The sequence below is a fragment of the Aquincola tertiaricarbonis genome, from assembly GCF_023573145.1.
Taxonomy (GTDB): domain Bacteria; phylum Pseudomonadota; class Gammaproteobacteria; order Burkholderiales; family Burkholderiaceae_C; genus Aquincola; species Aquincola tertiaricarbonis_B.
In genome coordinates, this window is the sequence record NZ_CP097635.1 from 2678364 (window position 1) to 2699669 (window position 21306).

General features: G+C 70.0%; 21 protein-coding genes and 1 riboswitch. Of the genes, 12 read left to right on the plus strand and 9 right to left on the minus strand.

Translation table 11 applies throughout. The features are described from left to right. Positions 1-5: 5 nt before the first annotated feature. From MW290_RS12305 to MW290_RS12325, 5 genes are all read right to left on the minus strand, one after another. Positions 6-692: a class II aldolase/adducin family protein gene (locus MW290_RS12305; RefSeq protein WP_250196668.1), complete on the minus strand. Its 687-nt coding sequence runs from the start codon at positions 690-692 to the stop codon at positions 6-8. A gap of 11 nt (positions 693-703) precedes the next feature. Next, positions 704-1981 carry a 3-oxo-tetronate kinase gene (gene otnK, locus MW290_RS12310; RefSeq protein WP_250194942.1) on the minus strand — a complete coding sequence of 426 codons (1278 nt, stop codon included), beginning with the start codon at positions 1979-1981 and terminating at the stop codon, positions 704-706. Further along, a complete protein-coding gene (gene ltnD, locus MW290_RS12315) occupies positions 1981-2886 on the minus strand; it encodes an L-threonate dehydrogenase (protein WP_250194943.1) in 906 nt (301 codons plus the stop codon). The genes otnK and ltnD overlap by 1 nt, the downstream gene beginning before the upstream one ends. Before the next feature lie 31 nt (positions 2887-2917). Continuing rightward, on the minus strand, positions 2918-4279 hold the full coding sequence (locus MW290_RS12320) for a GntP family transporter (protein ID WP_250194944.1): 1362 nt from the start codon (positions 4277-4279) through the stop codon (positions 2918-2920). A gap of 195 nt (positions 4280-4474) precedes the next feature. Then, positions 4475-5272 (minus strand): FadR/GntR family transcriptional regulator, encoded by a 798-nt coding sequence (locus tag MW290_RS12325; RefSeq protein WP_250194945.1) that lies wholly within the window; start codon positions 5270-5272, stop codon positions 4475-4477. A gap of 223 nt (positions 5273-5495) precedes the next feature. Between MW290_RS12325 and MW290_RS12330 the strand changes: the two genes are divergently transcribed. The 6 genes from MW290_RS12330 (at position 5496) to MW290_RS12355 (ending at position 10496) form a co-directional block, all read left to right on the plus strand. Further along, the gene (locus MW290_RS12330; protein ID WP_250194946.1) at positions 5496-6113 is read left to right on the plus strand and encodes an SMI1/KNR4 family protein; all 618 of its coding nucleotides are present in this window, start codon (positions 5496-5498) and stop codon (positions 6111-6113) included. A 260-nt stretch (positions 6114-6373) separates the two neighbouring features. Beyond that, on the plus strand, positions 6374-7894 hold the full coding sequence (gene exaC / locus MW290_RS12335) for an acetaldehyde dehydrogenase ExaC (protein WP_250194947.1): 1521 nt from the start codon (positions 6374-6376) through the stop codon (positions 7892-7894). 26 nt (positions 7895-7920) lie between these two features. After that, entirely contained in the window at positions 7921-8325 is a 405-nt protein-coding gene (locus MW290_RS12340) for a DUF779 domain-containing protein (protein WP_250194948.1), read from the plus strand. A gap of 31 nt (positions 8326-8356) precedes the next feature. Continuing rightward, positions 8357-9139, plus strand: coding sequence for a quinoprotein dehydrogenase-associated SoxYZ-like carrier (locus tag MW290_RS12345; protein WP_250194949.1), 783 nt, complete (start codon positions 8357-8359; stop codon positions 9137-9139). Further along, positions 9136-10128 (plus strand): quinoprotein relay system zinc metallohydrolase 1, encoded by a 993-nt coding sequence (locus tag MW290_RS12350; RefSeq protein ID WP_250194950.1) that lies wholly within the window; start codon positions 9136-9138, stop codon positions 10126-10128. The genes MW290_RS12345 and MW290_RS12350 overlap by 4 nt, the downstream gene beginning before the upstream one ends. 23 nt (positions 10129-10151) lie before the next feature. Then, positions 10152-10496, plus strand: coding sequence for a c-type cytochrome (locus MW290_RS12355; protein ID WP_250194951.1), 345 nt, complete (start codon positions 10152-10154; stop codon positions 10494-10496). 20 nt (positions 10497-10516) lie between these two features. Here MW290_RS12355 and MW290_RS12360 read toward each other — a convergent pair whose 3' ends face one another. From MW290_RS12360 to MW290_RS12370, 3 genes are all read right to left on the minus strand, one after another. Next, positions 10517-10939: a c-type cytochrome gene (locus tag MW290_RS12360; protein ID WP_250194952.1), complete on the minus strand. Its 423-nt coding sequence runs from the start codon at positions 10937-10939 to the stop codon at positions 10517-10519. 40 nt (positions 10940-10979) lie between these two features. Continuing rightward, on the minus strand, positions 10980-11609 hold the full coding sequence (locus MW290_RS12365; protein ID WP_250194953.1) for a pentapeptide repeat-containing protein: 630 nt from the start codon (positions 11607-11609) through the stop codon (positions 10980-10982). A gap of 68 nt (positions 11610-11677) precedes the next feature. Continuing rightward, positions 11678-13585: a methanol/ethanol family PQQ-dependent dehydrogenase gene (locus MW290_RS12370; RefSeq protein WP_250194954.1), complete on the minus strand. Its 1908-nt coding sequence runs from the start codon at positions 13583-13585 to the stop codon at positions 11678-11680. 275 nt (positions 13586-13860) lie between these two features. On the opposite strand from MW290_RS12370, the gene pedF reads away from it, so the two are divergent. After that, on the plus strand, positions 13861-14352 hold the full coding sequence (pedF, locus tag MW290_RS12375; protein ID WP_250194955.1) for a cytochrome c-550 PedF: 492 nt from the start codon (positions 13861-13863) through the stop codon (positions 14350-14352). After that, a complete protein-coding gene (locus tag MW290_RS12380; RefSeq protein WP_250194956.1) occupies positions 14349-14906 on the plus strand; it encodes a cytochrome b in 558 nt (185 codons plus the stop codon). The genes pedF and MW290_RS12380 overlap by 4 nt, the downstream gene beginning before the upstream one ends. A 9-nt stretch (positions 14907-14915) precedes the next feature. Here MW290_RS12380 and MW290_RS12385 read toward each other — a convergent pair whose 3' ends face one another. After that, the gene (locus MW290_RS12385) at positions 14916-17015 is read right to left on the minus strand and encodes a sigma-54-dependent Fis family transcriptional regulator (RefSeq protein WP_250194957.1); all 2100 of its coding nucleotides are present in this window, start codon (positions 17013-17015) and stop codon (positions 14916-14918) included. A gap of 222 nt (positions 17016-17237) precedes the next feature. Next, a riboswitch (cobalamin riboswitch) is annotated at positions 17238-17477 on the plus strand. Between the two features lie 84 nt (positions 17478-17561). Here MW290_RS12385 and MW290_RS12390 point away from each other — a divergent pair. The 4 genes from MW290_RS12390 to MW290_RS12405 are packed head-to-tail and all read left to right on the plus strand — an operon-like array spanning position 17562 to position 21306. Next, positions 17562-18884: a cobyrinic acid a,c-diamide synthase CobB gene (locus MW290_RS12390; protein ID WP_250194958.1), complete on the plus strand. Its 1323-nt coding sequence runs from the start codon at positions 17562-17564 to the stop codon at positions 18882-18884. Positions 18885-18909: 25 nt separating this feature from the next. Beyond that, positions 18910-19548: an energy-coupling factor ABC transporter permease gene (locus MW290_RS12395; protein WP_250194959.1), complete on the plus strand. Its 639-nt coding sequence runs from the start codon at positions 18910-18912 to the stop codon at positions 19546-19548. A gap of 2 nt (positions 19549-19550) precedes the next feature. Beyond that, positions 19551-20339, plus strand: coding sequence for a precorrin-4 C(11)-methyltransferase (gene cobM, locus MW290_RS12400; protein ID WP_250196669.1), 789 nt, complete (start codon positions 19551-19553; stop codon positions 20337-20339). Position 20340: 1 nt separating this feature from the next. Next, positions 20341-21306 (plus strand): sirohydrochlorin chelatase, encoded by a 966-nt coding sequence (locus MW290_RS12405; protein WP_250194960.1) that lies wholly within the window; start codon positions 20341-20343, stop codon positions 21304-21306.

Below are 21306 nucleotides of genomic sequence, written 5' to 3' on the forward strand. Positions count from 1 at the left end.
CGGGGCTACCAGCTGGCTCCGAACACGCGGCGCAGTTCTTCGATCTGCGCTTCGGCCAGCGGCGTGGCCTCGGGCTGCAGGCGGTGAAGGCGGGCAGTTTCTTCGAGTTCTTCCAGCACCGCCATCGCGGCAGCCGGCGTGTCGTGCCACACGTTGGGCCCCAGGCGCGCCAGCATCACCGCCTGCAGCCGCCGGCCCTGCGCGGCATGGCGGGCGATGGCGGTGGCCACGGCCTCGGCAGCGGCGGGGTCGCCGGGGCGGCGGTAGGCGATGTGCGGCACCCGACCCACCTTCATCACGAAGTAGGGCGTGATGGGCGGCAGCAGCTCGGCGTCTTCGGGCAGCGCGCCGGCGGCCTGGCTATCGGCCTGCAGCGAGCAGGCCACCAGGTGCGTGCTATGGGTGTGGATGATGCAGCCCGCCGGCTGGCCGGCCGCGGCGGTGGCCTCATAGATGCGACGGTGCAGCACGATGGTCTTGCTGGCGCGGTCGCCGCTGAGCTGCTGGCCGCTGGCGTCCAGTCTGGCCAGCCGCCCGGGCTCCAGAAAGCCCAGGCAGGCATCGGTGGGCGTGATCAGGAAGCCATCGGCCAGCCGCACGCTGATGTTGCCGGCGGTGGCATGCACGTAGCCGCGGCCGAACAGGCTGCGGCCCACGCGCACCATCTCTTCGCGGGCCTGGTCTTCGCTCAAGGGCAGGTGGCTCATGCCTTCAATTGTGCAAAGGCCTTGGTGAAGAAGTCGGGCGTGCCGAAGTTGCCCGACTTGAGCGTGATGTGCAGGCCTTCGGGTGCCACGTCGCTGGTGGCATGGCACCAGGGCACGCCGGGGTCGATCTGGCCGCCGATGCGCATCTGGGCGATGTTCAGTGCCTGCACGCAGGCGCCCGAGGTTTCACCGCCGGCCACCACCAGCTGGCGCACGCCCAGCTGCACCAGGCCGCGGGCGATGCCGGCGATGGTGCGTTCCACCATCGCGCCGGCTTCTTCCACGCCCAGCTGGCCCTGGATCGCGCGCACGGCCGAAGGCTCGGCTGTGGAGTACACCAGCACCGGGCCGCTGGCCAGCTTGTCCTGGGCCCAGGCCAATGCTTCGGCCTGCACGTCGGCGCCGCTGGCGATGCGCAGCGGGTCAATGGCCAGCGCCGGCCGGCCGCTGCGGATGAACTCGGCCACCTGGCCATTGGTGGCCACCGAGCAGCTGCCCGACACCACGGCCTGCAGGCCGGCCGCGGGCGGCAGGCTGGCCGCCGTGGAATCGGCACTCAGGCCGAAGTTGGCCGGCAGCCCGATGGCCACGCCCGAGCCGGCGGTGACCAGCGGCATGCCCTTGAGCGCGGCGCCCAGCGTCACCAGGTCGGCATTGGCCACCGCATCGACGATGGCAATGCCCACGCCCTCGGCCTGCAGCGCTGCAAAGCGCGCGCGGATGGCGTCAGAGCCCTGGGCCACCACGGTGTGGTCGACCAGGCCCACGCGGTGCTTCGTCTGCGCCTGCAGCACCCGCACCAGGTTGGGGTCGGTCATCGGGGTGAGCGGATGGTTCTGCATGCCGCTCTCGTTCAGCAGCACGTCACCGGCGAACAGGTAGCCCTTGAACACCGTGCGCTTGTTGTCCGGGAAAGCCGGCGTGGCGATGGTGAAGCCGGTGCCCAGCGCCTGCATCAGCGCATCCGTCACCGGGCCGATGTTGCCCTGCGGCGTGCTGTCGAAGGTGGAGCAGTACTTGAAGTAGATCTGCTGCGCGCCCTGCGCCTGCAGCCATTGCAGCGCGGCCAGCGATTGCGCCACCGCCTCGCCCGGCGCGATGGTGCGGCTCTTGAGGGCCACCACCACCGCATCGGCCTCGGCCTGCAGCGGCTCGGCCGGCACGCCGATGGTCTGCACCACGCGCATGCCGGCGCGCACCAGGTTGTTGGCCAGGTCGGTGGCCCCGGTGAAGTCGTCGGCGATGCAGCCGAGCACGATGCGGCCGGCTGCCATCACGCGGCTCCCTTGGCTTTGGGCAGCTCGATGCCCGGGAAGATCTTGATCACGGCGCTGTCGTCCTCGCGGGCGAAGCCGGCGGTGGAGGCCTGCATGAACATCTGATGCGCGGTGGCGGCCAGCGGCAGCGGGAATTTGCTGGCGCGGGCGGTGTCCAGCACCAGGCCCAGATCCTTGACGAAGATGTCCACGGCCGACAGCGGCGTGTAGTCGCCTGCGATCACATGGGCCATGCGGTTCTCGAACATCCAGCTGTTGCCGGCGCTGTTGGTGATCACCTCGTACAGCGCGGCGGCGTCCACGCCTTCACGCAGGCCCAGGGCCATGGCTTCTGCGGCCACCGCGATGTGCACGCCGGCCAGCAGCTGGTTGATGATCTTGACCTTGCTGCCCGCGCCGGCCGCATCGCCCAGGCGGTACACCTTGCCGGCCATCGCGTCGAGCACGTGATTGGCGGCGGCATAGGCCTCGGGCTTGGCCGAGGTCATCATCGTCATCTGGCCCGAGGCGGCCTTGGCGGCGCCGCCGGAAATCGGCCCGTCGATGTAGTGCACGCCCTGCGCGGCCAGCTTGCCTTCCAGCGCGATCGACCAGTTGGGGTCGACGGTGGAGCACATGATGAAGGTGCTGCCGGGCTTCATCGCCGCGGCGGCGCCGTTGTCGCCGAACAGCACGCCCTCGGTTTGCGCGGCATTGACCACCACGCTCACCACCACCGGCGCGGCGGCGGCCACCTCGGCTGGGTTGGCCCAGGCCGAGCCGCCTTCCTTCGCAAAGGCCTCGGCGGCGCCGGGTTTGACGTCGCACACATGCACATGGAAGCCGCGGTTGCGCAGGGTGCGCGCGATGCCGGCGCCCATGGCGCCCAGGCCGATCACGCCGACGTGTTGAGGTTGAGTCATGTCGAGGTCCTTGTTCGGTGGAAGGGGAGGGTCAGGCGACGGCCACCCACAGCAGCCAGGTCAGCGCGAAGCCGGCCAGGCCCAGCACGGTGGTCAGCACCGTCCAGCTGCGCAGGCCGTCGGCCACGCTCAGGCCCAGGTAGCGGGTGACGATCCAGAAGCCCGAATCGTTGACGTGCGACAGGCCCAGGCCGCCGAAGCCGATGGCCACGGCCAGCAGCGCGGTCTGCATCGCGGTGTAGCCGCCGGCGGTCACCGCCTCGGCCAGCAGGCCGCAGGTGGCCAGGATGGCCACGGTGGCCGAGCCTTGCGCCGCGCGCAGCGCCAGGGCGATGGCGAAGCCCGCCAGGATCAGCGGCATGTGCGCGGCGGTCAGCGTCTGCGACAGCGCGGTGCCGATGCCGGTGGTGGTGAGCACCTTGGCGAACACGCCGCCGGCGCCGGTCACCAGGATCACGGTGGCAGCCGGCGGCAGCGCCGACTCCATCACCTCATTCGTGCGCTCGCGGGTCCAGCGCTGCTGGCGGGCGATCAGCCAGAACGCAAGGCCGATGGCCACCATCAGCGCAAACATCGGCGCGCCGATGAAGCCCAGCACGTTGCGCAGCGGGTCGCCCTTGGGCAGCATCGTGGCACCGGTGGTGCCCACCATGATCAGCGCCAGCGGCACCAGGATCAGCGTGAGCACCGCGCCCACGCCAGGCGCACGCAGCGCGCTGCCTGCGGTGGATTCACCGGCGAAGTTCTTGAACTGCTCGGCCGTGGTCGGCAGCATGGTGTAGTGCTTGCGGTTGAGCCAGCGCGACAGGTATTGCGACAGCGGTGCCAGCGGCAGGCAGATGGCCAGGCCCAGCAGCGTGATCCAGCCCACGTCGGCCTTGAGCACCGCGGCACCGCCCACGATACCCGGGTGCGGCGGCACCACCACGTGTACCGCCAGCATGATGCCGGCGACCGGCAGGCCGAACTTCACCGGGTCCACCTTCGCGGCCTTGCAGAAGCCGTAGATGATGGGCACCAGGATGATGAAGCCCACGTCGAAGAAGACGGGGATGGACAGCACCAGCGCGGCGGCCGTGAGCGCCGCAGGCACGCGGCTGGGGCCCAGGATCTGCGTGAAGCGGTTGGCCAGGCTGCTGGCGCCGCCCGAGACCTCGATCATCCGGCCCAGCATCGCGCCCAGCGCCACCAGGATGGCGACCGAACCCAGCGTACCGCCCATGCCGGCAATCATGGTGCTGATCACGTCGCCGATGGGCATGCCGGCGGCCAGGGCCACCAGCAGGCTGACCAGCATCATCGCCACGAAGGCGTGCACCTGCCACCGGATGATGAGCAGCAACAACAGGGCGATTCCGCCGGCGGCAATGCCGAGCAGCGCAGCAGTGGACATGTAGCGAGTCTCCTCAGGGTGCGCGCAGCCTTCTGCGCTTGATTGGTATGGTCATCATACAAATTACAGCGAGTTTCATGGGCTAGGGGTTAACCCGGTTGGGCACAAAAGGGGTTCGGGTCAGCCGCCGGGCCGCCCCAAGGCTGACCGCGCCCCCTTGGGGGGCAGCGAGCACAGCGAGCTTGGGGGTCCCGTTCAGCCGCCCGGGCGGCGGGCAGCGGGTCGGCGGGTGGGCAGCTGTTCCACCAGCACCTCGGCCAGGCGGCCGCCGTCCTGCTGCCAGAAGCCGGGCTCGGCCTGCTCGATGCGGGCCGCGGCATTGCGCATGTGGCTGGCGGCGGCATCGCGGGCCGCGGCCGGGTCGCTGCGCTCGATGGCCTGCACGATGCGCTCGTGCTCGGTCATCACGCTGTGCGCAAAGTCGACGCGCCGCGCTTCGTTGGCCCGCGTCACGCGGGTGGCGCCTTGCAGCAGCTGCGACAGGTAGTCGAGCGTGCGCACCAGGAACGGGTTGCCCGCCGCTTCACCGATCGCGCGGTGGAACAGCACGTCCTCGTCCACGCCGTCGCCACCCGCGGCCACGGCGGCGGCGATGGCCTGCATGCGCTCGCGCAGCAGCTGCACATGCGCTGGTGTGCGGCGCTCGGCGGCCAGCTGGGCCACCTCGGACTCGAGCGCACGGCGCATCTCGATCATCTGCAGCACGGCCTCTTTCGACGCAGCGGTCACCGGGTCGAAGCTCAAGGGCTCGATCGCGGCGGCGCGCACGTACATGCCGCTGCCCTGGCGCGAATCGACCAGGCCGCGCGACTTCAGCCGCGAGATGGCCTCACGCACCACGGTGCGGCTGACACCGAACTGCTGCACCAGCACCGCCTCGGTCGGCAGCTTGTCGCCCGCCGCCAGCCGGCCGGCGCGGATCTCGGTTTCGAGCGCACTGGCCACCTGGTCGGCGAGCCCGGCACCGGGCTTGATTTCAGCGAAGGAGACCAAGGGAAGGCCGTTGGGAAAGAGTGGGAAGGCAGGCACTCTAACGCGGGTGGGGTCGGTTCAGGGTGCGCCGTCGGGTGCGCAAGCGAGTTCGCGTTCATGCGGCTGTCTGTCTGCGTCCACGTTGAGGATGCATCGGTGGCTCTTCGCTCCAGAATGCTGCGCGTCGACCATGCCCTGTCCCTTGCAGAATGCACCCAGAACCCACGCGCCATCCGCTCGACGAATGAACTCGATCCAGGAAGGCGGCGGACCGGTCGGCGTTGCCGAACTGCGTCTGCTGCCTGAACCGCTGACGCCGCAGACCTTCTACACCGGCATCCACTATGGACATGCGGGCCAGACGGCGCAGGGGGCGTACGACGGCACGCCCAATGCCCGGTCCGCCGGCACACCTGCCCGCATTGCCGCGGCCGAGGCGCGGCTGGGCGTGGCACTGCCCGAAGGCCTGCGCGCGCTCTACCGGGTGCAGAACGGCGGTGAGTCGTGCAATGTCGCGGTGCCCCTGGTGCCGCGGCCGCAGCGCTTTGAGGACATCCTCACGCCTTTCGGTGGCTACGAGGACCTGCACCCCACCGAAAGCCTGGCAACCGCTTGGGACAGCTTCCTGGCCTTTGCCACGCCGCAGGACGAAGCCATGGCCTACCTGTTTCGCAAGGGCACTGACCGCATGGTGGTGCTGTCGCAGTGGTACCGCCGCACCTTGTTCCTCGACTACAGCCGGCCCGGCCCGCCTTCGGTGGGCCATGTCGACTTCGATGATCCGGCCTGGGCGGAGCGGATCACACGCTGGCCGGACTTCGACGCGTTCTTCGCCGAGCTCCGGCGATTCGAGGTGCTTTGACCTCGCCAGGTCGGGCGGGTGCAGCCGCAGGCGTTCGTCGAGACGTTTGCGTCAGGCTGGCGCAGGCGCCACTGGCTTGGGGTGTACCAGCCTGGCGCAGTGCGCCAGGGTGCATTGGCCGAGTCGGCGCCTGAAGCGCCCGCAGACCCGGGGCTACCCTGAGGTTTGGCCCCTGCGCGGCGGCCGTGCGGGCATGGCACGGATGTTGTGGTGAATCGACCAGCCAAGCTGGCTTGAACCACCCCACCGGAGAGACAGTCATGATCTATGCCGCCCCCGGCGCCGCCGGCGCCCTGATCGCCTACAAGCCCCAGTACGACAACTTCATCGGTGGCAAGTGGACGCCGCCGCTCAAAGGCGAGTACTTCAACGTGCTCACCCCCACCACGGGCAAGTACTACACGCAGGCCGCACGCTCCTCGGCCGAAGACGTCGAGCTGGCCATCGATGCCGCGCATGCCGCGGCCGAGGCATGGGGCCGCACCGACGCCGCCACGCGCTCGAACGTGCTGCTGAAGATCGCCGACCGCATCGAGCAGAACCTGGAAAAGCTCGCCTATGCCGAGACGGTGGACAACGGCAAGCCGATGCGCGAGACGCTGAACGCCGACATCCCGCTGGCGGTGGACCACTTCCGCTATTTCGCCGGCGCGCTGCGCGCGCAGGAAGGCGGCATCAGCGAGATCGACGAGAACACCATGGCCTACCACATCCATGAGCCGCTGGGCGTGGTGGGGCAGATCATTCCCTGGAACTTCCCGATCCTGATGGCCGCCTGGAAGCTGGCGCCGGCCCTGGCCGCAGGCAATGCGGTGGTGCTCAAGCCGGCGGAAAGCACGCCCATCTCCATCCTCGTGCTGACCGAGCTGATCGCCGACCTGCTGCCGGCGGGCGTGCTCAACATCGTCAACGGCTACGGCCGTGAGGCCGGCATGCCGCTCGCGCAAAGCAAGCGCATCGCCAAGATCGCCTTCACCGGCTCCACCAGCACCGGCCGCGTGATCGCACAGGCCGCCGCCAACAACCTGATCCCGGCCACGCTGGAGCTGGGCGGCAAGTCGCCCAACATCTTCTTCGCCGACGTGATGGACCGCGACGATGCCTACCTCGACAAGGCCATCGAAGGGCTGGTGCTGTTCGCTTTCAACCAGGGCGAGGTGTGCACCTGCCCCAGCCGCGCCGTGATTCACGAAAGCATCTACGACCGCTTCATGGCGCGCGTGCTGCCGCGGGTGGCGGCCATCAAGCAGGGCAACCCGCTGGACACCGAGACCATGATCGGCGCCCAGGCCTCCAAGGAGCAGCTGACCAAGATCCTGTCCTACCTCGACCTGGGGCGGCAGGAGGGGGCGCAGCTGCTGTGCGGCGGCAGCCAGGCCCGCCTGGGCGGCGAGCTGGACAGCGGCTTCTATGTGCAGCCCACGCTGTTCAAGGGCCACAACAAGATGCGCATCTTCCAGGAAGAGATCTTCGGCCCGGTGCTGGCCGTGACCACCTTCAAGGACGAAGCCGAGGCACTGGCCATCGCCAACGACACGCCCTATGGCCTGGGCGCCGGCGTGTGGACCCGCAACGGCAACCTGGCCTTTCGCATGGGCCGCGCCATCAAGGCCGGCCGGGTGTGGACCAACTGCTACCACGCCTACCCGGCGCATGCGGCCTTCGGTGGCTACAAGGAATCGGGCATCGGCCGCGAGACGCACAAGATGATGCTCGACCACTACCAGCAGACCAAGAACCTGCTGGTGAGCTACAGCGAGAACAAGCTGGGCTTCTTCTGAGCCGCGGTCATCCACAGGTGGCGCCCATGGTCGAACGTGTGATTGCGACGCCCGCGGCGCTCGCGTTGATCGAACACCTCAAGCGCCGCCACGGCCCGCATCTGATGTTCCACCAGAGCGGTGGCTGCTGCGACAACAGCGCCGCCAACTGCTACCTCCCGGGGGAGATCACTCCCGGGGCGGGCGACGTGCTGCTGGGTGAGATCGGCGGCTGCGCCTTCTACATCGGCCGCTCGCAATACGCCGGCTGGCGGCACACGCAGCTGATCATCGACGTGATCGAAGGCCACGGCGGCGGCTTCTCGCTCGAGGGGCCCGAGGGCCAGGCCTTTCACACCCGGTCACGCGTGTTCAGCGCTGCCGAGCTGGCGGCGCTGGACGCCGAAGACGCGGCGCTGGCGCGTGCCGTGGAGCACCCGCGTGATCGGTGAGGCCGCCTTGACGCGCCGCCGGTGCGTGGGCATGGCCGCTGCGCTGGCATGGCTGCCGCGCGCCCGCGCCGACCAGCCCGCGGTCCGGGGCATCGACCGCACGGAAGGCGACTCGCTGGGCACGCTGCAGTGGCCGGACCTGCGGCGCGAGTTCATCGGCGAGGGTGCCGTGGCCTTCAGCGATCGCGTGCGGGTGCGGGTGCCGGAGACGGCCGATGACCCGCTGAACGTGCCGGTGATGGTGGATGCGCGCGGGCTGGCGGCCGATGGCGTGCGCATCCGCCTCATCCGCGTGGTGGTGGACCGCAACCCGATCCGCCATGTGGTCGACTTCGAGCCGCTGCGCTCGCTGCCGGTGCTTTCGCTGCGCCTGAAGCTGGAACAGGCTTCGCCGGTGCGTGCGTTGGTGCAGGCCGAAGACGGGGCCTGGCATGTGGCGGGCGCCTGGGTGCAGGCCGCCGGCGGCGGCTGCACCGTGGCTGGCAGCAGCCGTACCGACGGCAGCTGGAGCCGCACGCTCAACCAGGTGCGGGCGCGCTTGTTCGACAACGTGATCGAAGGCAGCCGGCGCCTGCGGGTGCAGGTCATGCATCCGATGGACACCGGGCTGGTGGCCGGTATTCCGGCCTTCCACGTCGAACGGCTGGCGCTGCTTGACGCGGCCGGTCAGCCCTGGTGGCGGCTGGCGCTGCGCGAGCCGGTGTCGGAAAACCCCAGCCTCGGATTCGAGCTGCCGCTGTCGCTGAGCGGCCCGCTGCGCCTGCGCGGGCAGGACAACAACGGCAACCCCATCGACGCGGTGCTCACGGCATGAGGTCCGCTTGCAGCATGGCGCGGCGTGTGGCCGCGGCCCTGGGCGTGATGGGCGCCGCGGCGGCCATGGCCCAGCCGGTGGACAGCAGCCGGCTGGACTACCGCCTGCAGGCCCGGCCGCTGGCCGCCGGCAGCTGGGTGATCGAAGGCGCGGTCGACGACTTCAGACGCGGCAACGGCTGCAACATCATCAACACCGCCTTCATCGCCACCGCCGAAGGCGTGGTGGTGATCAACACCGGGCCCTCGCTGCGCTACGGACAGCAGCAGCGTCGGCTGATCGAACGCACCACCGGGCAGCCGGTGGTGCAGGTACTCAACCTCAACCTGCACCCCGACTACTTCTTCGGCAACCAGGCCTGGGCCGACCGGGCGCCGCAGGCGCTGGCCGGCAGCATCGCCGGCATGCGCGCCGAGGGCGAGGCTTATGCCGACAACCTGTACCGCCTGTGCGGCGACTGGATGCAGGGCACCGTGGCAACCCCCGCCGCGGCCACCTGGACGCCTGGCTTGCAGACGCTGGGCGCGCACCGGCTGCACACGCTGCGCCTGGCCGGCCACACCGCCGACGACCTGGTGCTGATCGACCTGCACACGCGGGTGGCCTATGTGGGCGGGCTGGTGTTTGCCGACCGTGTGCCCACCACGCCGCATGCCGATTTCGAGGCCTGGCTGCGCAGCCTGGACCAGTTGCAGGCGCTGCAGGCCGCCGGCGTGTTCCGCACCGTGGTGCCCAGCCACGGGCCGGTGCATGAAGGTCCGCGCGGTATCGAGCAGACCCGCGACTGGATCCGCTGGGCGACGAGCCACATGCGCGACAGCGCCGAAGCAGGGCTGGACCTGGTCGAGCTGATGGGTCAGCCGCCGGCCGCGCGCTTTGCGGGCTGGGCGGCGCAGCCCGCTGAATGGCACCGCACGCTGGCCCGCTGGTACCCCGTTTACGAGCGCGAGGCGTTGCCCCTGCGCCCCGCCACCGATTCCCACCCCTGATCTGCCACGGAGGACTTTCCGAGATGACCACCTTGCAAGCTCGTCGCCCGCTGCGGGCCACTGCCGTCACCATCGCCGCGCTGTACGCGTGGCCGGTCCTTGCCACCGATTCCGACGACGCGGCCGAGCTGGCCCGCGCCAGCGGCTGCCTGTCCTGCCACTCGCAGAAGGAGAAGATCGTCGGGCCGGCCTTTGCCTCGGTGGCCGAGAAGTACGCCGGACAGAAGGACGCGCTGGCCGAGCTGACGATGTCGGTGCAGAACGGGTCGGTGCGCAAGTGGGGCCGCATACCCATGCCGGCCCATGCCAGCCTGCCGCCGGCCGATGTCAAACGGCTGGTGGAATGGGTGCTGAAGACGCCGCAGTAGCGGGGCGCAGACGCGGCCCCTCAGGGCCGCGGCGCGGTTTCGACGTAGCTGCGCAGCGCGTACACCAGCGCCGGCTCCAGCACGCCGTCGAAAGGCGGCATGTGCACGATGCCGAACTTCTGCTTGCCATAGCGCACGGAGGTGACGAAGAAGTGGTCGGCATCGGACAGGCAGCGCTGCTTCAGCTCGGCGTCCTTGACGCGGCGGCAGGCGAGGCCGATGCGGCGCAGGTCCGGCGCCGGTGAGCGTGAGCCGTCGGCCTCCGCGCCGTGGCAGCGGGCGCAGGTCTGGTTGAAAGCCTGGCGTCCAATGGCCTGCGCCTGCGCCAGGCCGCGCAGGGGGTTCGTGGCCGCCCACCCGGGGGCCAGGGTTTGCAGGTCGGTGGTGTCGACCGCGGGCCGCTCCACGAGCGGATCGGCGAGTGCCCCCGCCGTCAAGGTCATGGCCAGGAGGGCAAGCAAGTTCGAGCGGATGTGCATGTGTTCAGTCCCAGCCGGTGGGGCAGCCCTGGCAGCCCTGCATGTTGGATGACGGAAAGACGGCGTAGCGGGTCACGTTGGCTTCGAAGCGTGCGTCCTGCAGATTGACCCCGTTGAACTTGGCCTCCTGCAGGTTGCACGCGACGAACTGCGTGCCGACGAACCACGACTTGTCCAGCCGCGCGATCTCCAGGCTCGCGCCGTTGAACTCGGCCGCCGAGAAGTCGGAGCGGAACAGGCGCGCGCCCTCGAGGTCCGTGCCGATGAAGCGGGCGTGACGCAGGTTGGCGCTGGACACCGTGGCCTTGCCCAGCCGGGCACCGGTCAGGTTGGCACCCTCCAGGTTGGCGGCCGACAGGTTGGCGCCCCGCAGGTCGGCGCGGCTGAGGTCGGCGCCTCGAAGGTCCGCCCCGCTGAGGTTCTGGCCCACCAGGCTGGCATGGCGCAGGTCGGCCCCCGGGCAGCGGGTGTAAGGCCAGATGGGGCAGCCGTTGATGACCTGGACCTCATCGTCGTCGGTCGCGGCGGTCGCGGTGCCGGCCGCCATCAGGCCGAGCAGGACCCAGCTGGCCGCGACCACAAGGCCGGCCGCGGGCCGCCGTGCGCAGTCGGCATGGGCAAAGGGGGAGTGCATGAAACGTCTCCTGATCGTGTGGTCGGGCCCGCGTCTGGCGCGGGCCCGGTCGGCTCAGCGCAGGGCGGTCAGCGGCTGGCCAGCTGCTTGGGCAGCTTGAACACCCACATGGAGCCGCCCTGCGACACCTGCTTGGTCAGCTCGGCCATGTCACCGCCCCACAGCGGCACGGCGCCACCGTAGCCCGACTGGATGCCGACGTACTGCTCGCCATCCATCTCCCAGGTCACGGGCACTGACACCACGCCGGAGCCGGTCTGGAACTTCCACAGCTCCTTGCCGGTCTTGTTGTCGAAGGCCTTCACATAGCCGTCGGAGGTGCCGGTGAACAGCAGGCCGCCGGCGGTGGTGAGCGTGCCGGCCCACAGCGGGAACTGCTCCTTGTGCTCCCAGGCGATCTTGCCCGTCACGGGGTTGATGGCGCGCAGGATGCCGACGTGGTCGTTGTGCAGCTTCTTGATGCGGAAGCCTTGCCCCAGGTAGGCAGCGCCGGCCTTGTAGGTGATGTTCTCTGCCCAGTAGTCCATCGCCCAATGGTTGGCCGGGATGTAGAACAGGCCCGAGTCGGGGCTGTAGCTCATCGGCATCCAGTTGGTGCCGCCCAGGAAGGGCGGCGAGACGAAGATGCTGTCGCCCTTGTCCTGGCCTTCCTTGGGCAGCGGGGGGTACTGCTCGATCGGCACGTTGGGCATGCCGGTCTTCAGGTCGAAGCCCGTGGTCCAGGTGATGCCGTCCACGAACGGAAAGGCGTTGATGATCGCCGTCTGCTTCCAGGGATGGCCGCTGCCGGCTTGCGCCAGCTTCTCGCGGTCGGTCACGAAGAAGAAGCCGTTGCGGTCGGCATGCGCCGAGGCCTTGACCGTCTTGCCGCTCTTGGGATCCTTGTAATCGAACAGCAGCACCGAGTTGTTGCCGGAGAAGTCCCAGGCGTCGTTGGGCGTGTGCGAGAAAAAGCCCTTGAGTTCGCCGGTGGTCGGGTCCAGGTAGGCCTGGCCCGAGGTGTAGAGGCTCGGCCAGTTGGTCGGCTTGTCGCCGGCGGCCGTGCGTTTCCAGGTGTTCCACGGGGCCGGGTTGCCGGTCCCCACCACGATGGTGTTGGTTTCCACATCGAACGATGCCGTCTGCCAGGGCGCACCGCCGCCGTGGCTCCAGGCCTCGACCTTGCCGGTGGGGGAGTTGGCATCATCGGGCCAGCTCGGGGCCTTGGGGTTGCCCGTGGGCGTGCTGGGCTTGCCATTCAGGCGGCCCATGTGGCCCTCCACGAAGGGCCGCGCCCAGACCTCTTCGCCGGTTTCCACGTCACGCGCATACAGAAAGCCGACGACGCCGAATTCGTCGCCCGAGGAGCCGTGCACCAGCAGCACCTTGCCGGTCTTCTGATCCTTCACCACGAAGGGCGCGCCGGTCATGGTGTAGCCGATCTTGTGGTCGCCGAACTTCTCCTTCCACACCACCTTGCCGGTGTTGCGATCGAGCGCCACGATGGAGGCGTCCAGCGTGCCGAAGAAGACCTTGTCGCCATAGATGGCCGGACCGCGGTTGACCACGTCGCAGCACGGGCGGATGTCTTCCGGCAGGCGGTGTTCGTAGGTCCACAGGCGCTTGCCGGTGCGCGCATCCAGCGCCACGAAGCGCGAGTACGAGGCGGTGGCGTAGATCACGCCGTCATGCACGAGTACCTGGCCTTCCTGGCCGCGCTGCTTCTCGCCGCCGAAGGAGTGGCTCCACACCGGCACCAGGCCGGCGACGTTGCGGGTGTTGATCGTTCGGGCCGGGCTGTAGCGCTGCGCCGTGAGACCGAGGCCGTAGCTGACCACGTCGGCCGTGGTCTTGTGGTCGTTGGCGATGTCGTTCCAGTCCACCGGCTTCACGCCGTCGGCGTGGGCGGTGTTGGCGGACATGGCCACCAGGCCGGCCAGGGCCACCAGCGTCATCAGTGCCCTGCGCGGCGGTTGCGTTTGACGGGTGCGTTGCATGAAGTCTCCTCGGGGTTGATCAGATGCGACCTGTGGTCGGCCACCCCCGCCATTTCGCAATGCATGTGCCACGCGAAAAGCGCCTGCAACGACCCTGGCCGGGCCGCGCAACGCGCCGCCGCGTGACAGCTGCTCCAGCGCGCCACGTCCGGTCTGGAGCAACCGCGCCGCCGGCCCAGGGTCTGCACGGAGACCGGCGTTGCCATGCCCGGCAGGCCATGTACTGGCAGGGCTTTTGCAAACCGCGGTGCAAACCAACCCTTGGAGACAAGACCATGCCCCTCTCATTCCGCCTTGCGACGCTGAGCGCACTGCTGGCTGCCTGTGCGCTGCTGCCCGGCCTGAGCGGCGTCGCCGCGGCCCACGGCGACATGGCGCCGCAGGCCGTGGACACCCGCACGCTGCCGCAGCTGGGCGATCAATGGCGCGCCAGCAATCCTTATGAGTCCGGGCAGCCCGGACGTGACGAGGCCGTGCGCATCGGCACCTCGGCCTACAACCAGAACTGCGCCCGCTGCCATGGGCTGGAAGCCATCTCCGGTGGCATCGCACCTGACCTGCGGCAGTTCGAGGGCGATTGCACCGGCCTCAAGGTGCCGGCACAGAAGCAGGCGTGCTTCAAGGAGATGGACGAATACTTCCTGGCCACGGTGCGACGTGGCCGCGTGCGCGACGGCCGCGTCTACATGCCGCCGTTCGAGGGCACGCTGACGCAGGAGGCCATCTGGGCCATCCGCAGCTACATCGAAACCCGCCGCGAGCCGTGAGGCCGACCGACGCCGCGCCGCGCTACGACCGCGTGGCGCGCTGGCTGCACGGGGGCATCGGTGCACTGATGATCGGGCAGATCGCCTTCGGGCTCGCGCTCGATGCGCTGGCGCCACGCGGCAGCCCCGGGCGCGCCGACGTCATCAACCTGCACAAGTCACTGGGCGTGCTGCTGCTGGCGCTGGTGCTGCTGAGGCTGGCGTGGCGATGGCGGCATCCGCCGCCACCCTGGCCACCGACGATGCAGCCGGCCGCGGTGCGGGCCGCCACCTGGGGGCACCGCTGGCTGTATGCGCTGATGCTGGCATTGCCGCTGGCCGGCTGGCTGGCCACCAACCTGAGCCGCCATGGGCTGCGCCTGTTCGGCTGGCGCATACCGCCCTGGGGGCCGGACGTGCCGTTGCTGTACCAGACCTTCAACGCGCTGCACGTCGCCCTGGCCTGGGCGCTGGCACTGACGATCGTCGGCCACGTGGCGATGGGGCTGTGGCACGGCGTCGTGCGGCGCGACGGCGTGCTGCAGCGCATGCTGCCGCAGTGGCCGAGGCACTGAGCCGATGGGTCAGGCCTTGGCCGGCGCGTTCCAGCGCAGCTTGCGGTAGATCGTGTTGCGGCTGATGCCCAGGCGCCGCGACGCCACCGAGATGTTGCCGCCGGCTTCGTCGACCGCGCGACGGATGCTCAGCAGTTCCAGCTCTTCCAGCGTGCCGCCGTGGTCGGCGGGCGCCGGGGCCTGCGCGGTGGGCTGGAGCGGGGCTGCGGCCTCGTCCGTGCCCGTGGTTGCGGGCGGTGCGGCTCGGCTGGCCGCGCGCTGCAGGCTGCACTCGGCATCCTCCAGGAAGTCGTCGGACAGGTGTTCACGGGTGATCGCGTTCTCGCCGCCGGCCATCACGGCGGCGGTGCGCAGCACGTTGCTGAGCTGGCGGATGTTGCCCGGCCAGTGGTAGGCCTGCAGCAGGGCCGTCACGTCTGCATCGGGTTCCAGCACCCGGTGGCCCACCTCGGCGCGCAGGATCTTGCGCACGATCTGCATCAGGTCGCTGCGCTCGCGCAGCGCCGGCAGCCGCACCACCAGGCCGTTGAGCCGGTAGTAAAGGTCTTCGCGGAAGCTGTGGGCTTCGATCATCTCGCGCAGATGGCGGTGCGTGGCGGCCACCACCGCCACGTCCACCGGGATGGCGCGCGCCGAACCCAGCGGCGTGACCTGGCGCTCCTGCAGCACGCGCAGCAGCCGCGCTTGCAAGGCCAGCGGCATGTCGCCGATCTCATCGAGGAACAGCGTGCCGCCATTGGCCTGCAGGATCTTGCCCGGGGCGCCCTTGCGGCGGGCGCCGGTGAAGGCGCCGTCTTCGTAACCGAACAGTTCGGCCTCGATCAGGCTCTCGGGGATGGAGGCGCAGTTCACGGCCACGAAGGGCTGGCGCGCACGCTGCGAGTCGTGGTGGATGGCGCGCGCCAGGAGTTCCTTGCCGGTGCCGGTTTCGCCGAGCACGAGGATGGCGATGTCGCGGTCGATCACGCGGCGGACCTTGGTGATCACCGCCTCCATCTGCGCATCACCGGTCTGCAGGTAGCGCAGGCCCGACAGCGTCGGCGCGCCGCCCGGCTCGGCCCCGGTGGTGCCGGTGCTGCGCAGGCCGGCGGCGAACAGCCCGCCGCGGTCGGCCGTGCCAGCCTCCATCGCCCCGGCGTCCACCACCTGGCCGGCCGGTTCGGCGTCCATCGACAGGCTGCCCAGCCGGTGCCAGGTGGGCCAGTTGAAGACGGCCCTCATCGCCAGTCTCTGGCCATCGGGCAGCAACATCGTCATCGGGGGCGCCATCGGCGAGCGGAAATGGTCGACCACCGCGCCCACGGTGAGGTTCAAGAGCATCGGCAGGCTCTTCATGCGCAAGGCGGCACTGCTCAGGCGCAGCTGGTCGAGCGCGCTGCGGTTGGCCCCGATCAGGCGGCCATCCCGGTCCACGGCGACGATGCCCTCCATCAGCGTGCCGATGAATTCGGGCCGGCTGTGGAAATGCAGCCGCAGTGCATGGCGGAAGTCGTCGGCCAGCCAGTGGTTCTCGATCATGCGGGCCGACATCTTCACCAGCCCCATGGTGTGCAGGTGGTAGCTGTGCTTTTCGCCCGAGACGTCGAGCACGCCCAGCAAGTTACCCCGCGGGTCGAAGATGGGCGCCGCCGAGCAGGTGAGAAAGCCGTTGGCATGCATGTAGTGCTCATCGGCGTGGACCAGCGTGGGCGCTTCTTCGACCAGCGCGGTGCCGATGGCATTGGTGCCCTTGTTCGACTCGGCCCAGTTGGCCCCCGGCGCCAGCGCCACCCGAGAAGCCCGCTGCAGGAAGCTGTCGTGGCCCACCGAGTGCAGCACGGTGCCACAGGCGTCTGTCAGCAGCACCATGCTCTGCGAAGCCATGGTCTGTTCCAGCAGCAGTTCCATCACCGGCAGCGCATGCAGGTGAAGCCGCAGGTTGCGTTCGCGGGCCAGCTGCAGCTCGACCTGCGGGCCGGGGCTGTGGTCGGGGCTGACCATGCGCCCCAGGCCCAGCGCGGCGCAGCGCTCGTGCGATTGCTGGATGGTGCGTGAGTGCAGCGGGTCGGCCAGCGCCAGGGGGGCCGCTCTGCTGGTGGGTGCCGCCAGCGCGGCAGGTGCAACGTGCATGTCTGTCTCCTCGGGCGTGCCCTTGGCGCAAGGGCCGCCCGCTTGTCGCGGGCATCGTCGTGGCGGCGCCCGCTGATGCCCCTGAACCCTAACCGTGAACAGGAACGCTGTCATTGAGGATTGTCTCGACGGCGTTCGATCGTGGCGCGCCTGCACGGGGCGGGAGTTGCTCCAAATCAGGACAGCGTCAAAAAACAAGGCCCGCTTTCATCCGCGCAGGCCGTTATAGTCGGCCCCGTTGGTGCTCGCACCGGCCATCCGGCTGGTGCAGTGAAACTGGGAATCAGGAAGTGACGTTCCAACGGAACGAAGCCAACCTGAGCTGCCCCCGCAACGGTAAGTGGATGGCGCGTGGCAACACGCGCCGACTCGTGCAACACACCCACTGGGCTTGAACGGCCTGGGAAGGGCGCCCGAGACGCATCCACCAGCCCGGAGACCGGCCAACAGGGTGGGTGCATCGCGCGCTGCAAGGCGCGCGGCGCAACCCGTGTCGGACACCTGCGGGGAGGCAGGCGGCCGGTGTGATCGTTGTGTGCATCAACCATGTTTTCCATCCAGGAGCGCATTGCGCGCTGTCCTGCGATGCTCATTGCCGCGCCCGCTTCGGGGCAGGGCAAGACGAGCGTCACCGCCGCCCTGGCACGCCTGCACCGCCGGGCCGGCCGCCGCGTGCGGGTGTTCAAGACCGGGCCTGACTTCCTCGACCCCATGGTGCTGGCGCAGGCCAGCGGCCAGCCGGTGCAGCAGCTCGACCTGTGGATGGGCGGCGAAAGCCATTGCCGTGCGCTGCTGCACGAGGCCGCCCAGCATGCCGACCTGATCCTGGTGGAAGGCGTGATGGGCCTGCACGATGGCGAGCCTTCCACCGCCGACCTGGCGCTGCGCTTCGGCCTGCCGGTGCTGGCCGTCATCGACGGCAGCGCGATGGCGCAGACCTTCGGCGCGCTGGCGCTGGGCCTGGCGCAGTACCGCCCGGGCCTGGCCTGGGCCGGCGTGCTGGCCAACCGCGTGGCCGGCGAGGGCCATGCCCGGATGCTGCGCGACAGCCTGCCGCCGCATCTGGCGTGGTGGGGTGCGCTGCCGCGCGACGAGGCCTTCAGCCTGCCCGAACGCCACCTGGGCCTGGTGCCCGCCGCCGAGCTGGCCGACCTGGCGCAGCGCATCGAGCGCGCCGCCGATGCGCTGGCCCGCCACGGCGATGGCGCCGGCCTGCTGCCGCCCGAGGTGGCTTTCGAGCCGCCGCTGCCTGAGCTGTCCAGCCGGGCTGGCGCCGCGCTGCAGGGCGTGCGCATCGCCATCGCGCGCGACGCGGCCTTCTGCTTCATTTACGCGGCCAACCTGCAGGTGCTGCAGGAAGCGGGGGCGCAGCTCAGCTTCTTTTCGCCGCTGGCCGATGCGGCGCTGCCGCCGTGCGACGCGGTGTGGCTGCCCGGCGGCTACCCCGAGCTGCACCTGGAGGCGCTGGCCGCCAACCTGCCGATGCAGCAGGCGCTGCGCGCCCACCAGGCCGCAGGCCGGCCGCTGCTGGCCGAATGCGGCGGCCTGCTGGTCCTGCTGCAAGGCCTGACCGACGTACAGGGCCGCCGCCAGCCCATGGCCGGCCTGCTGCCCGGCGAAGCGGTGATGCAAAGCCGCCTGGCCGCCATCGGCCTGCACGAAGCGGCCTTGCCCGAAGGCACGCTGCGCGGCCACAGCTTCCATTACTCGCGGCTGGAAACGCCGCTGGCGCCGCTCACCACCACGCGGCCCGCACGCGCCGGCCGCAGCGGCGAAGCGGTGTTCCGCCAGGGCCGGCTCACGGCCAGCTACTTCCACGCCTATTTCCCTTCCAACCCGGCGGCGGCCTGCGCGCTGCTGCGGCCCTGACCCGACTCAACCCGAGGAGAGACCCATGCACATCGAACCCGGCCTGCTGGCCGCCCCCAAGCTGATGGCCGCCAACGTGGCCGCCGTGGCCCTGCTGGCCGTGCATGCACCCGCCTGGCTGAAGCAGCCGCGGCTGTGGCTGCGCACGGTGCTGGCGGCGCTGTTCTTCACGCTGTTCATGCAGTCGTTCCACCGGCCGGTGGGCCCGTCGGAGCTGCACTTCATCGGCGCCATGCCCATCTACCTGCTGCTGGGCTGCCTGCCCACGCTGTTCGGCTTCGGCCTGGGCCTGCTTCTGCAGGGCCTGTGGTTCGAGCCGCAGGACCTGGTGCACCTGTCGGTCAACTTCCTGTCGCTGGCGGTGCCGCTGCTGGCCCTGCACCACACGCTGGGCCGCCGCCTGGCGCAAGGCGCGCTGCCGGTGCGCGATGTGCTGAAGCTGGACGCGGCCTACTACGCCGGCGTCACCGCCATGGTGGGCTTCTGGCTGTCCATCGCCAACGACGCCACGCCGCTGGCCGACTGGGCGATGTTCGCGGCCTCCTACCTGTCGGTGGTGGCGCTGGAGCCGGTGTTCACCGTGCTGGTGGTCAAGGGCGTGCAGGCGGTGCGCACCCAGCGCTGGGCCCGCGCCTGCTTCGACGAACGGCTGACCGCCGCTTGAGCATGCCGGGCACGGTGTGGTTCGTCGGTGCCGGTCCTGGTGATCCGGAGCTGATCACCGTCAAGGGCCGGGCGCTGATCGAGCAGGCGGGCGCCATCCTCTTCGCCGGCTCGCTGGTGGACGAAGCGGCCACGCGCTGGGCGCCGCCCGGCTGCGTGATCGCCGACAGCAAGGGCATGACGCTGGAGGAGATGTCGGCTTGGCTGATCGAGCAGGCCGGCCGCTGCGGCACCGTGCTGCGGCTGCAGACCGGCGACCCCGCGCTGTACGGCACGCTGATCGAGCTGGTGCAGCCGCTGGACGCCGCCGGCGTGCCCATCGGCGTGGTGCCGGGCGTGTCGTCGGCGATGGCCTCGGCCGCCGCCGCGGTGGAAAGCTTCACGCTGCCCGAGGTCACGCAGACCACCATCTTCACCCGCGTGGAGGGCCGCACGCCCATGCCCGAAGGGGAAGACCTGGCCGCGCTGGCCGCGCACCGCAGCACGCTGTGCATCTTCCTGTCCATCACCTTGCTGCACAAGGTGGAAGCCGGGCTGCGCGCTGCCGGCTGGCCGGAAGACGCACCGGTGGTGGTGGTGCACAAGGCCAGTTGGCCGGGGCAGCAACGCATCGTGCGCGGCACCGTGGCCACCATCAAGCACCTGTGCCGCGAGGCCGGCATCGTCAGCCAGGCCATGGTGATCGCCAGCCCCACGCTGGGCGCACGCCACTGGCCCGAACTCACCAAGTCGCGGCTGTACGACGCCGCCTTCACCCACCGTTTTCGCCGCGCCAGCGCGCCTGGGGAATGAGATGACCGACAACCACATGCATCTGAACGCCCACACCACCGTGCTGCTGGTGGGCCATGGCTCGCGCGAAGACAGCGGCAATGAGGAGATCCGCCAGTTCGTCGCGCAATGGCGCGCGCGGCGGCCGGGCTGGCGCATCGAGCTGTGCTTCATCGAGTTTGCGCCGCCCAGCCTGCACGACGGCCTGGTGGCCGCGGCCCGCGGCGCGCAGCGCGTGCTGGTGCTGCCGCTGATCTTGAACGCCGCCGGCCACGTGAAGATGGAGATCCCCGAGGCCATCGAGCATGCCCGTGAACATGCGCCGGGCGTGGAGTTTCTGTACGGCCCGCACCTGACGGCCTGCGACCCCATCCTCACCATCCTGCAACGGCGGCTGCGCCGCGCGATGCTGGCGCTGGACATGCCCGACCCCACCACCACCGGTGTGGTGCTGCTGGGCCGCGGCTCTTCCGACCGCGGCGCCAATGGCGACATGGCCAAGATGGCGCGCTGGCTGTTCGAGTCGGGTGACCATGAGCTGGTGGAGCTGGCCTTCACCGGCATCGCCTGGCCGCGGCTGGAACGGGTGGTGCAGCGCCAGGTGCTGCTGGGCATGCGCCAGGTGGTGGTGCTGCCGTACTACCTGTACACCGGCACGCTGATGGAGCGCATCCACCGCCAGGTGGCCCACCTGCAGCAGCAGTACCCGCAGGTGCGCTTCCACGGCGGCACGCACTTCGGCTTCGAGCCGGAGATCTTCGCGCTGCTGGAGCAGCGGGTGGCCGACCTGCAGGCCGGCGTGCCCGACAGCAAGCTGCCCTGCGACGGCTGCCGCTTCCGCGAGCTGGCGCACGAGGCCGGGCACGGGCATTCACATGAGCACACCCATGCGCACACGCATGCGCCTGCGGCGGCCACGGTGCACGTGCATGCCCACGACCCGCATCACGCGCACGACCACCACCACCAAGCCCCCCAGCCCGCCTGA